Below are 15,498 nucleotides of genomic sequence, written 5' to 3' on the forward strand. Positions count from 1 at the left end.
CTTCGGGCAGCCGCGCCGGCGGCAGACCGCACGCTCCGCTGCCTCGACGATACGCCGTCGTCACGGCGTCAAAGGCCCGTTTAGCGCCCGCAAACCGCGCCTATTGCCCGCCGGCCGTGTTGCCAGCCCCGCTCTTGTCACCCGCGCTCAGCGACAGCGAACGCCGGCGCTCCACCCAGCCGCCCTGACCGTTGGAGACGATCTCCACGAGCGTCACCGCATCGTTGGTGATCTGCACGATCCTGCCGAAGTCGGTACCCGCATGGGCGCCGACCCGGATGGCGTGCACCTCGCCCCGGGGGTCGCGGATCAGTGCCGAATGGCGTCCATCGATGGTCAGCGTGCCGACCAGATTCAGGGCATCCAGGGGGTAGCGTTCCAGCGCCTCGCGGGGGCGCGACAGGTCCGGCGCCAGATCGTCGCCCTCGTCCGCCTGGGTCTGCGCCTGCGGCCGTTCGGGCATGAACGGGCTGCGCGAGCCGGCCTGGTCATAGGTCACCGGCTGGTAGTCGGGGGTCTCGGGGAGATTCGGCAGCTCGCCACTGGGCCGCTCGCGCAGCGACGCCAGCCGCTGGTCGAGCGCCTCCAGGTGCGGATCACCACACCCGGCGAGCAAGGCCGCCACGACCGCCAGACCCACGAGGAGACGCCGGGTCATGGCGCCTCCTGCGGGGCATCCGCACGGTGATTGTAGGTCTTGGCGAGCATCGACAGCTTGAGCGTGTCCTGATCGTCCACCGGCGTCAGGGTGAAGTCATGCAGGGTGACGATACGCGGCAGCCCGGCGACCCCCGACAGGAAGGCGGCGATCCGGTGGTAGTCACCCTCCACCTGGATGTCGAAGGGCTGCTCGATATAGTACGCCTTGACCACCGGGTCCTTGAGACGGATGAAATCGATGGTCAGTTGATTGGCCAGTGCGGTGTCGCTGATATTGTCGAGCAGCGACGGCACTTCGGCACCGGTCGGCAGCATCTCGAGCAGCGTGGCCATGCGCGACTCGAGGGTATCCATCTGGCGCCGCATCGCCGGCAGGTTGGCGGTCTGATAGGCCTTGCTCTGATACTGTTCGAGCAGCGTCTTCTCCTCGGCGCGGGCCTGGGCCAGACGTTCCAGCTTGGGCGCGGCGGCAAAGTGATAGACCAGCCAGAACAGCGCCACGCCCACCACCAGATGGCTGATGACCTGCAGCGACAGCGGCCAGTTGCCGGCCTCGCGCAGGTCCAGCTCGCGCCAGTCGATGTCGCGCAGGCGCCGCCATTCCGCCTTGAGATTCATGGCGTCGCCCCCTTGTCCTTCGCCCCTTCGCCGACGTCCGGCGGCGGGCTGGTGTTCACTTCGCGCACGGTGAGATCGAAGCGCCGCTGGCCGTCGTCACCGGCCTCCACGGCCGAGAGCGTCGGCACGCCGAACACCGGCATCGCGGCCAGGGCACGCATCTGGTCGGAGACCTGACGATTGGCCTCGGCCTTGCCGGTCAGGCGCAGCACGTCTCCCTCGCGGGAGAGCTTGGTGTAGTAGACCCCATCCTGGAGACTGTGGGTCAGCTGGTTGAACACACGAACCGTCTGCGGCCGGCTGAACTGCAGCTCGCGGATCAACTGGATCTGGGTCAGCATCTGCTCGCGGGTGGTGCGGAAGTCGCGCAGCGTGGCGATGTCGCGGTCGAGTTGCTGGGTCTGGGTCTGCACGTAGCGGTTGCGCTGCTGCTGGGTATCGAGACGCTGCTGGTAGAAGCTGGCCACCCCCCAGGCGCTGCCGACGCCGAGCAGCGCCGCCAGCACGACGACCTGCTTGAATCGCCGGTGGCGCCGTTCACGGCGCGCCTCGCGCCAGGGCAGCAGGTTGATCTCGATGGTCATCCTCGCGCCCTCATCGCCAGGCCGCAGGCCGTGAGCATCGCCGGCGCATCGCCGGCCAGGGTATGGATGTCGATACGTGAACTGATTGCCATGCGCACGAAGGGGTTGGCGATTTCGATGGCCAGACCGCTGTCCTCGGCCAGTCGTTCGCGCAGCCCGGGGATCACGCTCGAACCACCGGCGAGGATCAGCCGGCTGACCTGAGGGTTGCGCCCCGCCGTGTAATACAGCTGCAGCGAGCGGCCGATCTGCTGGATCAGGGTGTCGATGAACGGGGTCAGCACGTCGGCCTGGTACTCCTCCGGCAGGCCGCCGCGTTTCTTGGCCAGGCCGGCCTCCTCGAAGCTCAGCCCGTAGCGATTGCGGATCTCCTCGGTCAGCTGACGACCGCCGAACACGGTATCGCGGCTGTAGACGATGCGCCCGCCGCGCAGCACGTGAAAGGCGTTCATGTTGGCACCGATGTCGACCAGCGCCACGCTCTTGTCGGGGTCATCGGCCAGCGAGGGCAATTGATGGCGCAGTTCGCCGAAGGCACGCTCCATGGCGAAGGTTTCAACGTCCACCGCCGCCGGCTCGAGCCCTGCCTGCATGACCGCCTGGGTCAACTGGCTGACGTCCTGCTGTCGACAGGCGACCAGCAGCACGTCCTGCTGATCGCCGAAGCGGGCATTCAACCCCAGGCGCTGAAAATCGAAGGCGACCTCGTTGAACGGAAACGGGATATGCTTGTCGGAATCGAGTTGGATGCGCGCCTCGATTTCGTCATCGCTCAGCGAGGCGGGCAGGGTCAGGGTCTTGGTGATCGCGGCGCTGGCGGGCACCGCCACCGCGACCCGCCGGGAATGCGGCTGGGCATGGTCGACGGCGCGCTTGATGGCCTCGACGACGTCGCCCATCTGGCGGACGCGACGCTCGACGACCGCGCCTTCGCGCAACGGCCGCACCGCATAGCTGTCGACGCGAAAATGCGCCCCCGTCGGCTTCAATTCGATCAACTTGACCGTGGCCGAGGTGATGTCGATACCGATCAGTCCCTTGGCGGACTGGCCCAGACCCAACAATGGCATACCCCTGCGTAAAGAGACGGCGACGAGGCGGCAATTGTTATGATTGTCATGCCAACGCATCAGGCCCATCGCCCATGCGGGTGAGACTACCTGATGTCTTCGGCTTTATACACACTCTGCCGGTTGCGGGCTTCAACGCTGGTTCAAGCCCGGCCGGGTTCTTATAATGCGCTCTTCAATGGATTGCCTCGCTCTTCGCGGCCCGACCGCCACCCGTTCACCATGGATATCACCCTTTCATGAAGCTTCTCAGACGCCTGTTGACCTCGGCCTTGTGGTTCATCCTGTCCCTGGGCGCGGCCACCCTGCTGGCCGTGATCGGCGCCGCCCTGTACTTCGCCCCGGGCCTGCCCGACGTTCATCAGCTGCAGGGCTATGAGCTGCAGACCCCGCTGCGCATCGTCACCCGCGACGACAAGCTGATCGGCGAGTTCGGCGAGGAGCGCCGCACCCCGGTCGACTACGATGCGATTCCCCATGACATGGTGCAGGCCTTCCTGGCCGCCGAGGACGCGCATTTCTTCGAGCACCCCGGGGTCGATCCCAAGGGCCTCGCTCGCGCCGCGATCGAGCTGGTTGCCCACGGCGGCAACATCCAGTCCGGTGGCAGTACCATCACCATGCAGGTCGCACGCAACTACCTGCTGACGCTGGATCGCACCTTCACCCGCAAGATCCGCGAGATCCTGCTGTCGCTGCAGATGGAGCAGATCCTCTCCAAGGACCAGATCTTCGAGCTCTACGTCAACAAGATCTATCTGGGCAACCGCGCCTACGGCATCGCCGCGGCCGCCGAGACCTACTACGACAAGTCGCTGGACGAACTGACCCTGGCCGAGAAGGCGATGATCGCCGGGCTGCCCAAGGCCCCCTCGGCGCTCAACCCGCTGGCCAACCCGGAGCGCTCACTGATCCGGCGCAACTGGATCCTCTATCGCATGCGCGAGCTGGGCTTCATCGACCAGGCCGCCTACCAGAAGGCCGTCAAGGAGCCGCTGAGCGCCCACCAGCACACCACCCAGGCCGAGGTCGAGGCGCCCTACGTGGCAGAGATGGCCCGTCAGTTCGCCGTCAATCGCTTCGGCGACGACGCCTACACCGGCGGCTACCGGATCACCACCACCCTCGACAGCCAATTGCAGGGCGACGCCCGTCAGGCGTTGATCCAGGGCCTGCTCGAATACGACCGTCGCCACGGCTGGCGCGGTGCCGAACAGACGGAAATTCCGCCGAGCCTGGTCGAGGCCCAGGACCAGACCCAGAAGGAAGGTCTCGAGGAGGAGCTGTCCGAGTCCCCCGAGGTCATCGAGACCGCCCGCCAGGCGGCCCAGAGCAGCCAGGCCGAGGTCGAGGGCGTCGATGGCGACGTCAGCAACTGGCTCAAGGTCCTGCAGCGCACGCCGGTGCTGGGGCCCCTGCAGCCGGCCATCGTCATCGACAGCGAAGGGCGCCGGATGCGCGTGCTGACCAAGGATGCCAAGGTCGTGACCCTCGACTGGGACGGCCTGAAATGGGCCCGCGAATACCACAGTCCCCAGTGGCGCGGCGAGGTGCCCAAGAACGCCCAGGCGATCGCCCAGCGCGGCTCGCTGGTGCGGATCATGAAGGACGGCGACGACAACGGCTGGCGACTGGCGCAGCAGCCCGGCGCCGAGGCGGCGATCGTCGTGCTCGACCCGCAGACCGGCGCCATTCGTGCCCTGCAGGGCGGCTTCAGCTTCGCCGCCAGCAAGTTCAACCGCGCCGTGCAGGCACAGCGCCAGGTGGGCTCGAACTTCAAGCCCTTCGTCTATCTCGCCGCCCTCGAGAAGGGCGACATGACGGCCGCCACGGTGGTCAACGACGCCCCGGTGGTCATGGCCGACGTCGGCGGTGACTGGCGCCCGGAGAACGCCGAAGGCGAGTTCAAGGGCCCGACCCGGCTGCGCGTGGGGCTGTATCAGTCGCGCAACCTGGTGACCATCCGCATCCTGCAGTCGCTGGGTCTGGAAAACGCCCTGACCTTCCTCGAGAACTTCGGCTTCGACAAGAGCCGACTGCCCCAGGGCCTGTCGCTGGCCCTGGGCAGCGCCTCGCTGACCCCGCTCGAGGTCGCCAACGCCTATGCGATTCTCGCCAACGGCGGTTTCAAGGTCTCGCCCTGGTACATCCAGCGCGTCGACAAGAACGATCAGGAGCAGCCGATCCTCGAGAACACCCCGCAGGTCGCCTGCCGCGATTGCGCCGATGGCGTCAGCGAGACGCAGATCGACGGCAAGACCTACCCGGTCGCCCCGCGAGTGGTCGACGCCGATGCGCTCTACATCCTGCGCGACATCATGCGCGACGTGATCGAACGAGGCACCGGCCGCGGCGCCCTCGACCTCAACCGCAGCGACATCGTCGGCAAGACCGGCACCACCAACGATCAGCGCGACGCCTGGTTCTCGGGCTTCAACATGCACCTGGTGACGACCGTCTGGGTCGGCAAGGACGACAATTCGAGTACCGGCGAGTATGGCGCCCAGGCTGCCCTGCCGATCTGGAAGATGTTCATGCGTCCGGCGCTCGAGGGCACGCCGGAAACCGTGCCGGAGCGTCCGGACGACATCGTCACCGCGCGTATCGACCCGGATACCGGCCGACGCCTGCACGACGACCAGCCCGGTGGTATCCAGGAAATATTCCGCAAGGACCATCTGCCCGACTACGAACCGCGGCGCATCGACCAGCAACTGGAGAACAGCAGCGGCTCGCAGGGCACGGGGACTTACGAAGCGATCTTTTGAAGGGTGAGCCGGGCCCGACCCGGCTCGTCCGTGACGTCCGGCGCCGGGGCCGTCCGTACCCCGGCATCGCCCGACGTCGTTCGCCATCAGACATTCACAGGAGCCCGACATGTCGCGGCTGACATGGCCTCGTACGGCCTCGCGCCGATGCGCCGCCCTGGCGCTGCTGGGACTGACGCTGAGTCCGCCGTCGCCGGCGCAGGACTCGCTGTTCTATGCGCCGCCCCAGCCCGGTGACGATGCCCCCGAGTTCAGTGGCCAGGCGGAACTGGGGTACACCCATCTGGCCGGCAACACCGACAGCGAAACCTTGATCGCCAAGGGAAGACTGACCTGGATCACCGACGACAAGTGGACCCACACGCTGCGCGGCGAGACCCGCCAGGTCAAGGAGGACGACTCGGCCAGTGCCGAGCAGTACCTGGTCGCCGGGCGCGAGCGCTACGAGCTCGAGGGGCCGCACTACCTGTTCGGTTTCACGCGCTGGGAAAAGGACCGCTTCAGCGGCTACGACTACCAGTTCACCACCATCATCGGTTACGGCCGCCAGCTCCTCGCGGGGCCGACGCATACCCTGTCGCTCGAGGCCGGCCCCGGCTACCGTCACGACGAGCTGGAAAGCGGCAGCGACGACGATCTGGCGGTGGGCTACGGCGCGCTCGACTACCAGTGGCAGTTCAACGAGGGATCGAGTTTCGAGCAGGAGCTCTCCGTCGAAGGCACCGACACCAACGTCACCACCCGCTCGTTCTCGGCGATCACCGCCCAACTCAATGCCCACCTGGCGCTGCGCCTGTCCCACGAGATCAAGAACAACTCCAACCCCCCGGAAGGCACCGAGTCCGACACCGACCTGACCACCGCCGCCTCGCTGCTCTATCGCTGGTAGTCCGCCGAGCGGCCCCCGAAACGCACCCAGCCGGCACGCGGCCGGCTGGGTGCATGACGCAAAGACAGCAACGGCTCAGCCGCCGTAGACCTCGTCGACGCTGGTGAGCGGATAGTGGGACGGATAGGAGCGCCGCGCCACGCCGGAATCGATCGCCGCCTGGGCCACCGCCGAGGAGACCTCGCCGAGCAACCGGGGATCCAGCGGCGTGGGGATGATGTAACCGCGCCCGAACGTCAGCGACTCGACCTCATAGGCGTCGAGCACCACCTGCGGCACCGGTTCGCGGGCCAGGTCCTTGATGGCATGGACCGCGGCAACTTTCATGGCCTCGTTGATGCAGGTCGCACGCACGTCCAGCGCTCCGCGGAAGATGAACGGGAAGCCCAGCACATTGTTGACCTGGTTGGGGAAGTCGGAACGCCCGGTGGCCATGATCACGTCGTCACGGGTCTCGCGGGCGACGTCGGGATGGATCTCCGGGTCGGGATTGGAGCAGGCGAAGACCACCGGGCTCTCGGCCATCCGGCTCAGTTGCTCCGGCGAGAGCAGATTGGGGCCGGACAGTCCCACGAAGACATCGGCCCCCTCGATCGCCTCGTCGAGGGTCCGCAACGGCGTCTCGGTGGCGAACATCGCCTTGTACTGGTTGAGATCGTCGCGCCCACTGTGAATCACCCCCTTGCGGTCGAGCATGAAGATGTTCTCGGCCCGCGCCCCGCAGGACACCAGCAGCTTCATGCAGGCGATCGCCGCCGAACCCGCGCCCAGACAGACGATGCGCGCTTCCTCGATCGGCTTGCCGGCGATGGCCAGCGCGTTGAGCATGCCCGCTGCGGTGACGATCGCGGTGCCGTGCTGGTCGTCGTGAAAGACCGGAATGTTGCACTGCTCGACCAGCGCGCGCTCGATCTCGAAGCACTCCGGCGCCTTGATGTCCTCGAGGTTGATGCCGCCCCAGGTATCGGCGATGCGCGCCACGGTGTCGATGAACGCCTGCGGGCTCTCGGCATTGACCTCGATGTCCACCGAATTGATGCCGGCGAAACGCTTGAACAGCACGCCCTTGCCTTCCATGACCGGCTTGCTGGCCAGCGGCCCCAGATTGCCCAGGCCGAGGATCGCGCTGCCATCGGAGATCACCGCCACCAGGTTGCCCTTGCCGGTGTAGAGATAGGCATTCTCGGGGTCCCTGGCGATCTCGCGGCACGGCTCCGCCACACCCGGACTGTAGGCCAGCGCGAGATGCTTGGCCGACTCGGTCGGCTTGGTGATCTCGATGGACAGCTTGCCGGGAATGGGTTGGGAATGATAATCCAGTGCCGCTTGTTTCTTGGCGTCGCTCATGCTCGGTATCCGGTCGATCGTGAGGGATGTTCCGGCAAGAATATAGAAAAAAATCCGGCCTCACAACTTGCGCCAAGTCTTTGTCAAAAAAGGATTTTAGCCGGCAGTTTGAAAACGTTTCCAGTTATTCGAAAGGCATTATGGCTGCGCCTTCTTGCATAATACAAAGCTTATCGTGAGCGGATTTTTGACGACCGTTTCGCGCTGCAATGCACAAGAAACGCCCCTTGTCCTGCCAAAAAAACGGCCCCCGATCGGGAGCCTCATCGATGCTTTTCACCCGCTATCACGCCCCGCTATGGAAACGCTGCATAAATGCCTGCGCGAGCGAATCGCTTCGTTGCGTGGTACTCGAAAACTCGCCTAACTTCATGTTATGTCTCGTTTTCTACGTTCCATGCGCCTCGCGCTTCATCCCGCTCGTCGATTTATTCAGCATTTCCCTATCACAGGCTCTCACCGGGCTGTTCGCGATTGCCGCGCTCGAGACGCTCGATGGCCTCGCCGCCACGGCTCGCCAGGGCATCCAGACGGTCGATCTGCTCGTCGAGCCGGGGCAGCGCCTCGCGACGATAACGGGCGACATCGTCGAGCGCGGCCATCACCTCGCTGAACGCTTCCTCCAGGGTCTCGCGATCCAGCGTCGCCTCGGCGGCGCGACTCTGGATCTCCACGCCCTGGCTACGCAGTGCCTTGGCGGTGCCCTTGATCATCGCCGAGGTCGAGCTGTTGAGCGCCTCGACCCGGTCCAGCACCAGACGCTGGTTGGCCAGCGCCATGGCCACGGTGACCGCCACGTTGAGCGCGGCGACGGTGACGTTGATCGCCCGGTCGACCCCGCGCATCAGCTCGCGGTTGTTGCGGATCACTACCTCGAGCGCCAGCACGCCCTGCTGGCTCACCGCCTGCTGCTGCTGGAGATCGACGATCCGCTGACGCAGCGGAAAGAGCAGCTCCTCCTCGATGAAGGCGCGCTGGGCATCCGCCTCGGGGAGCCCGACGATCCGCCGTTCCAGCCGTTCGTCGATCAGCCGTCCCAGCGCGACCTGCCGCGCCAGCCGATCGAGGGTGTCGCGCAGCGAGGCCTGATCGTCGGCCAGGGTCAGGTTGTCGCGGCGCAACATGTCGCGACCGGACTCCAGGTCGTGAATGATTGCATCGAGCGCCTGCTGGGCGTTCTCGAACTTCTGGAAGTAACGCTGCAGCCGGCTACCCACCCCCGGCAGGCGTGCCAGGATGCGATCCAGCCCGCCGTTTTCCAGCGACTGGTGCTGCGGATCGAGCGCGCTCATGCGCTCGCGCAACTGCATCAGCGACTTGGCCACCGGCCCGCCCTCGTCGCCCTGGTGGGCGAGCCGGCGCAACGGCGTCTTGAGCATCTCGCTCTGGCGCGCCGATTCACGCTGCAGGTCGAGGCCCATCTCGTCGACCGTCTGACGCGGGTCTGCCGCGCCGTCCCGGCCGGCGAACAGCACCTCGACGAAGGCATCGGCCTGCGCGGCCAGATCGTCGTCGCTCGCGGTGTCGCCGTCGTGCGCGGCATCGAGCCGTTCGGCGATCTCTTCCACCGGCGGCAGCGCCAGCGGGCGCTCGGAAGAATGGCGGTCTTCGGTCATCGGCGGCTCCTTCCCATGCGGATCCAAGAGGGCGCTTGCAACACAGTCGAACGCAGGCAAGCCAGGGCGACATTGAACGGAAAGGCGCACTGGACTCGCACTCGAGTTTACGACAGCGTCAATGCGCCTTTTACGTCGACCTCCCCCGAGCGATTTCAACGTCGTCGTGGCGCGTGCAGGGCCCGTGGTCGGCCCCGCTCAGGGAGTCCGGCTGTATCGCCCCGCCCCATCGACGAAACGGCGCAGCTCGGCCAGCGCCTGATCGGCGGCGACCGAGGCCTGCGGACGATGCGTCTCGACCCGCGTCAGGGCCACCGCGGCATCGTCGAGGGCGGTCAGCGCGGATTCGTTGCGCGCCGAGAGTTCACGCAGGTGGCGCTCGGTCTGCTCGACGAGTTCCAGGCGTCGCTTCAGCGCCAGGCGCTCGGCCACCGACAACGACTCGCCCTCGCGCGCCAGGCGGCGCTTGACGAAATCGCTGTCGACTTCGGCGACGCCGCGCGCCTGAGTGGCCATGGTATTGAGCGTGTCGACCGCGCCCAGACAGACCTCGCCGACCAGCGAGTGGGCACGCTGGAAGGCCAGCTCTTCCGGGGAAAATCGCGCCCCCAGCACCGCCATCACGTGGTGATAGCGACTGTAGAGACGGTCCGCCTGGACCGCGATATCCTCCCGGGCGGCGTCCATCAACTGGCGCTTGGCATCGGCGATCGCCAGCACCAGGTCGTCGGCATCGGCGGGCGGATGCGCGGGATCGAGGGTCAGAGCGCCCTTCTCACGGGCCTCGCGGGCCTGCTCGGCGCGGCGACCCGCGGCCTGACGGGCGGCCTGGCGCCGCGCCCGGCGCCGCGCCAGCCAGCCCCGGAAGCCCCGCTCCAGCGGCAGTTCCACGGCGATCGCCGCCAGCCCGGCCAGCCAGCCGCCCAGCGACGGGCCGAAGCCGCCCCACAGCGAGGTCAGCCACAGCACGAAAGCCACGAACGGCACCAGCAGCCAGTAGCGAATGATCACCTGCAGGCGGTTGGGATGAGGCTCGGCCAACGCCAGGCGCGGATTCACCATGCCGATCAGAAACCAGGGCAGACAGGTGACGAACAGCCCATAGGCCAGTCCTTGCAAGAATCCCAGCATGCGACACGGACCCGCCGATCAAGGAAGGAACCCCGATTGTAGAGTAAGGCCGGCCTGGCGATAAACCCCGTCACCACGGGCGTCATTCCACGCGCGACCACCACTGCGGCAACAGCCGCGCAACATCGGAGCGGGTGAAGCGGTCGTCGATCAGATGCACCACGCCGCGGTCCTCGGCCGTGCGGATCACCCGACCGGCGGCCTGCACCACCTTCTGCAAGCCGGGATAGAGATAGGCGTAATCGTAGCCCTGGCCGAACAGCCCCTCCAGCCGCCGGCGCAACTGTTCGGTGACCGGGTTGACCTGGGGCAGCCCCAGGGTGGCGACGAAGGCGCCGATCAGCCGCGTGCCGGGCAGATCGACGCCCTCGCCGAACACCCCGCCCAGCACGGCGAAACCGACCCCCCGGCCGTCTTCGACGAAGCGATCGAGAAACGCCTGGCGGGCGGCCTCGTCCATGCGCCGCTGCTGGCACCACACGGGGATGTCGGGGTGCTGCTCGGCGAAACGCGCGGCGACCTGCTCCAGATAGGCGTAACTGCTGAAGAAGGCCAGATAGTTGCCCGGCCGCGCCCGGTACTGCTCGGCCATCAGCGCGCTGATCGGCGCCAGCGAGGCCGGCCGGTCGGCGTAGCGCGTCGAGATGTGTCGCGCGCGATGCACCGCGAGCTGGGTCGCCGAGAACGGTGACGGCGACTCCCGCCACGGCGTCTGCGCCGGCAGGCCGAGCAGGTCGCGATAGTAGCCGGCCGGACTCAACGTCGCCGAGAACAGCACCGTGGCGTGTGCCGCGGCGAAGCGCTCGGCGAGAAACGGCGCCGGCGAGACGTTGCGACAGCACAACCGCGACAGACGACTGCCGCGCCGCCCGTCGCGCAGCGACAGGTCGAACAGCGAATGCGCGCCGAACGACTCGCTCAACCGCGACAGGTGCAGGGCATCCAGGTGAAAGCGCTGCAGATCGGCGTCGCTCTCCGCCGGCTGGGTCTCGGGAGGACGCTCGGCGTAATACTCGCCGATTGCCGCCGTGCAGCGCTGCAGCGCGGCGAGCCACTTCGTCGGCGGTTCGGCCAGCACGCGATAGTCCGCGGCGTCGCCAGCGCCGGGCGTGTCGCCGAGCTCCTCGTGCAGGGTTCGCCACTGGCGATCGAGCGCGTCGAGCGGTCGGCGCAACTCGGTGGGCACCCGGCGCTTGAGCGCCTTCAGTGCGCCCCGGTCGAGCTCGCCGCTGTACATGCCGCGCCCGCGGTCGACCAGGTTGTGCGCCTCGTCGACGAGCAGCACCACCCGCCACTCCTGATCGCGGGTCAGCGCGTAGAGCATGGCGTGCAGGTCGAAGAAGTAGTTGTAGTCGCCGACGACCACGTCGCACCAGCGAGCCATCTCCTGGCCCAGGTAATAGGGGCAGATTCCGTGCGTCGAGGCCACCTCGCGCAGCGCGGCCCGATCCAGCCGGCCGCGCGCCACCGCCGCGTCGCGCGCCGCCGGCAGGCGATCGTAGAAGCCGCTGGCCAACGGGCAGGACTCGCCGTGACAGGCCTTGTCGGGGTGCTCGCAGGCCTTGTCGCGGGCAGTGAGTTCGAGCACCCGCAGTGCCGTCACGTCGGCCTCGTCCGCCTCACCGCCCAGTGTCGTCAGGGCGTCCAGCGCCAGCCGCCGACCGGGGGTCTTGGCGGCGAGGAAGAACAGCCGGTCGAGGCGCTGGCGCGGCAACGCCTTGAGCATCGGAAACAGCGTGCCCAGGGTCTTGCCGATGCCGGTGGGCGCCTGAAGCAGCAGGCCACTGCCGGTCCCCGCCGCCTTGTAGACGCTTTCGGCGAGGTCGCGCTGGCCGGGGCGAAAGTCGGCATGCGGAAAGACGAGTGCCTCGAGGAACGCGTCGCGCCGCCGGCGGTGGGCCTGTTCCTGCTCGGCCCAGGCCATGAAGCGCTGACACTGGGTCTCGAAGAAGCCCCACAGCGTCTCGGCGTCGACGGTCTCGCGCAGCCGCGTCTCGCGCTGGGTGGCGATATCGAAATAGACCAGTGCCAGGGTCAGCGATTCCAGCCCCCGCTCGCGGCACAGCAGCGCGCCGTAGACCTTGACCTGCGCCCAGTGCAACTGGCGGTGATTGTCGGGCATCCGGGTCAGGTCGCCACGGTGGGTCTTGATCTCCTCGAGCTGGTTTGTCGCCGGGTCGTAACCGTCCGCCCGACCGCGCACCTCGAGGGCACCATGGACGCCGACGAGCGGTACCTCGCGCTCGTAGCCGGCGCCGCGACGCGAGGTCACCGTGGCATGCCCGGCGATACCCTCCTGGGCGCTCGGCGAGGGCGTGAAGCGCCGGTCGAGATCGCCGCCACGGGCGGTGAACTCGCACAAGGCCCGCACCGCCACACGGTAGCTCATGCCTCGCCCGCCTCGGCCCAGCGCACGTGACACACCGCCACCGGCATCCCGTGGCGATGGAAGAAGTCCAGCCAGCGCCGCTGGTTGTCCTGCAGCCGATCGCCCGGCCCCTTGACCTCGATCATCCGATAGCGGCCCGCATCGGGCCACAACTGGATCAGGTCCGGCAACCCGGCGCGATTGGCGGTGACGTCGTCGAGCAGCCGCTCGAAGCACAGCCGCAGGTGTGCCGGCGGCAGGCAGGTCAGCGCCTGCTCGAGCAGGGTGTCATCGAGTACCGCCCAATCGACGAAGGGCGAGAGCCGGCCCGCCTTGGCGCGATGATGACGACGGATCGTCTGCCGATAGGTGCCGTCGTCGAGCCGGGCCAGGCAGGCGTCGAACAGTGCCGCCCGACGCTCGCGGAAGTCCGCGCGGCCGAGATCGGCGGGGCCGCTCTGGAAGGGATGGAAGAAGGCCCCGGGCAGCGGCGCGAAGATCGCATCCCAGCAGAGCAGGCCGAACAGTCCGCCGATCAGGGTGTTCTCGACATAATGCACCGGCCCCTCGGGGGTGGCGAGGTGACGCCGCACGGCGAACTCGACCCGGCCCGGCCCCGGCGGCAGCGTCAGATCGAGCCGCACCACCGGCGAGGTAGCTGCCGGCGACGGCCGCGCCAGGCCCAGCCGGCGATGCAGCCGCGGCAGGACGCGGCGCACCTGCTGGCGTTCGGCCTCGCTCTCGGGCGCCTCATGGATCTCGCGGGCCAGGGCCAGCGCCGCCTCGAAACGCTCGAGGCGCTCGAGCATGCGCAGCCGCCGCCCGCGTGCGCCGGGATGGGCGGACTCGGCATAAAGGGTCTCGGCCGCGGTCAGTTCATGGCGACGCTCGGCCTGTTGGGCGAGGCGATAGAGCAGCCGGGCGCGGCGCGCCTCGAGCCAGGGGTTGGCCAGCGCCGTGTCCGGTACGTCGACGCGGATCGTGACGGGCGCTTCCTCGGCGTCGAGTCGTTCGCGGCAGCGCTGCAGATGCAGGTAGGTGTCGATCTCGTCGCGCTGCTGGAAGGCCCGCGAGGCCGGCGAGAAGTCCACCGGCTCGTAGCGGGCCACGCCCAGATCGGCGAGCACGAACTCCGACCAGTCCTGGCGCAGGTTGCCGAAGAACATCAGCCGCAACCGCTCGCCCAGGGCCTCGACGTGCAGCGCGTAGACCGGTTCGTCGTCCAGCCCCCACTCAGGGGGCGTGCGCGGCTCGGTGAACGCCTCGCCGAGTGCCGTGAGCCAGGCGTCCTTGCGCGCCTGACCCAGGCCGAGCGCGGTGAGCCGCTCGCCGAACAGACGCGCGAGCTCGGCCTTGGTCAAGAGCCCGAACAGCGCCTCGAGCGACAACGGCGGGCCCGCCTCGACGAAGCCCCGCTCGATCAGCGGCGCGGCGGCGCTGGGCGTGTCGCCGATCTCCGCATAGCGCAACCGGGAGGCCCGGAACAGCGCCCCCTTGCGCATCGTCATGCGCACCAGCAGCGCCTGCGACGCCTCGGGCAGCGCGGCGAAATCCTCGATGAAGGCGCGCTCGTCGTCCGCGAGCAGATCGGTATAGCGCGTCTCGAGCCAGCGCAGCACGAAACGGAAGTTGTGCAGGTAATAGAGTGGGTCGTCGAGCGTGGGGCGGGCCATGGATCACCCGGAGGGTACTGGATGGGCATCCATGGTACAGAGCGCGCGGGCCGGCGACAATCGCCGGCCCGCCTGGTGCCTGAAAAGGCCTTCGTTCAGGGCTGCAGATCGGGGTTCAGGGTATAGGTGCCGGTGACCGTGGCCTGGCCGAGGATATGCCCCTGCATGGCGCCCAGCGCCTCGTCGCCGGTGAACTCGCCCTTGAGATCCAGCGCCTCGACGTCCAGCGCATAGACGGTGAAGCGATAACGGTGGATCAACTCGTCGTTCCATGGCGGGCAGGGTCCATCATAGCCCCCGTAGGTGCCTTCCATGTCCGGGTCGCCGGCGAGGAAGCCGGTGAAGCCGTTGACCCCTTCCAGTCCCAGCGAACTCTTGCCGGGCGGCTTGCCCCGGGGCGTGACGCCGTTGGCGGCCTCGCCCTCGTCGATGCGATGGGTGCCGGCGGGCACGTTGACCAGCACCCAGTGGTAGAAGTCCACCCGCGACAGGCTCTCGGGAAGGGTCTTGCCCTCCTGATTGGCATCGGTCGCGTCGCCGGGCACGTCGGGGTCGCAGACGATCACCGCAAAGCTCTGGGTGCCCTGGGGAATCTCCGTCCAGTGGAGCGCCGGATTGTGGTTGGGCCCCAGCGTCATCGGCTCCCCGTCGCCGGGCACGCCGAAGGCGAATGTCCGGGGGATCGGCTGTCCATTCTCGATACCCTTGACGGTCAGTTTCATCATCACCTCCATGGCTCGATGGATAATCGCGTATCAGCCTAGCGTAGCCGTC

At 67.6% G+C, this 15,498-nt stretch carries 12 protein-coding genes; 2 read left to right on the forward strand and 10 right to left on the reverse strand.

What is annotated here, in order from left to right:
• Positions 1 to 100 precede the first annotated feature (100 nt).
• The 4 genes from KGR00_RS17105 to pilM are packed head-to-tail and all read right to left on the reverse strand — an operon-like array spanning position 101 to position 2,932.
• A complete protein-coding gene (locus KGR00_RS17105; protein ID WP_224418970.1) occupies positions 101 to 658 on the reverse strand; it encodes a pilus assembly protein PilP in 558 nt (185 codons plus the stop codon).
• Entirely contained in the window at positions 655 to 1,278 is a 624-nt protein-coding gene (locus KGR00_RS17110; protein WP_129140818.1) for a type 4a pilus biogenesis protein PilO, read from the reverse strand. The genes KGR00_RS17105 and KGR00_RS17110 overlap by 4 nt, the downstream gene beginning before the upstream one ends.
• Positions 1,275 to 1,862 carry a PilN domain-containing protein gene (locus KGR00_RS17115; RefSeq protein WP_224418969.1) on the reverse strand — a complete coding sequence of 196 codons (588 nt, stop codon included), beginning with the start codon at positions 1,860 to 1,862 and terminating at the stop codon, positions 1,275 to 1,277. Before KGR00_RS17115 ends, KGR00_RS17110 begins: the two co-directional genes overlap by 4 nt.
• Complete coding sequence (pilM, locus tag KGR00_RS17120; protein ID WP_224418968.1) at positions 1,859 to 2,932, reverse strand: type IV pilus assembly protein PilM; 1,074 nt, start codon at positions 2,930 to 2,932, stop codon at positions 1,859 to 1,861. Before pilM ends, KGR00_RS17115 begins: the two co-directional genes overlap by 4 nt.
• A gap of 239 nt (positions 2,933 to 3,171) precedes the next feature.
• Here pilM and KGR00_RS17125 point away from each other — a divergent pair, with 239 nt between their 5' ends.
• Both KGR00_RS17125 and KGR00_RS17130 read left to right on the forward strand, forming a co-directional pair.
• Positions 3,172 to 5,700, forward strand: a complete 2,529-nt coding sequence (locus tag KGR00_RS17125; RefSeq protein WP_224418967.1) for a penicillin-binding protein 1A — start codon at positions 3,172 to 3,174, stop codon at positions 5,698 to 5,700.
• Between the two features lie 109 nt (positions 5,701 to 5,809).
• The gene (locus KGR00_RS17130; protein ID WP_129140822.1) at positions 5,810 to 6,589 is read left to right on the forward strand and encodes a DUF481 domain-containing protein; all 780 of its coding nucleotides are present in this window, start codon (positions 5,810 to 5,812) and stop codon (positions 6,587 to 6,589) included.
• Between the two features lie 75 nt (positions 6,590 to 6,664).
• Here KGR00_RS17130 and KGR00_RS17135 read toward each other — a convergent pair whose 3' ends face one another.
• From KGR00_RS17135 to KGR00_RS17160, 6 genes are all read right to left on the reverse strand, one after another.
• Positions 6,665 to 7,936, reverse strand: coding sequence for a malic enzyme-like NAD(P)-binding protein (locus KGR00_RS17135; RefSeq protein WP_129140823.1), 1,272 nt, complete (start codon positions 7,934 to 7,936; stop codon positions 6,665 to 6,667).
• A gap of 446 nt (positions 7,937 to 8,382) precedes the next feature.
• A complete protein-coding gene (locus tag KGR00_RS17140; RefSeq protein WP_224418966.1) occupies positions 8,383 to 9,552 on the reverse strand; it encodes a toxic anion resistance protein in 1,170 nt (389 codons plus the stop codon).
• Between the two features lie 198 nt (positions 9,553 to 9,750).
• Positions 9,751 to 10,683: a cobyrinic acid a,c-diamide synthase gene (locus tag KGR00_RS17145; protein WP_129140825.1), complete on the reverse strand. Its 933-nt coding sequence runs from the start codon at positions 10,681 to 10,683 to the stop codon at positions 9,751 to 9,753.
• An 82-nt stretch (positions 10,684 to 10,765) separates the two neighbouring features.
• Entirely contained in the window at positions 10,766 to 13,072 is a 2,307-nt protein-coding gene (locus KGR00_RS17150) for an ATP-dependent DNA helicase (RefSeq protein ID WP_224418965.1), read from the reverse strand.
• Entirely contained in the window at positions 13,069 to 14,724 is a 1,656-nt protein-coding gene (locus KGR00_RS17155) for a VRR-NUC domain-containing protein (protein ID WP_224418964.1), read from the reverse strand. The genes KGR00_RS17150 and KGR00_RS17155 overlap by 4 nt, the downstream gene beginning before the upstream one ends.
• A gap of 95 nt (positions 14,725 to 14,819) precedes the next feature.
• Positions 14,820 to 15,446: a YbhB/YbcL family Raf kinase inhibitor-like protein gene (locus KGR00_RS17160; RefSeq protein WP_224418963.1), complete on the reverse strand. Its 627-nt coding sequence runs from the start codon at positions 15,444 to 15,446 to the stop codon at positions 14,820 to 14,822.
• Between the last annotated feature and the right edge of the window lie 52 nt (positions 15,447 to 15,498).

The organism is Modicisalibacter sp. MOD 31.J, assembly GCF_020147985.1.
Lineage (GTDB): Bacteria > Pseudomonadota > Gammaproteobacteria > Pseudomonadales > Halomonadaceae > Modicisalibacter > Modicisalibacter coralii.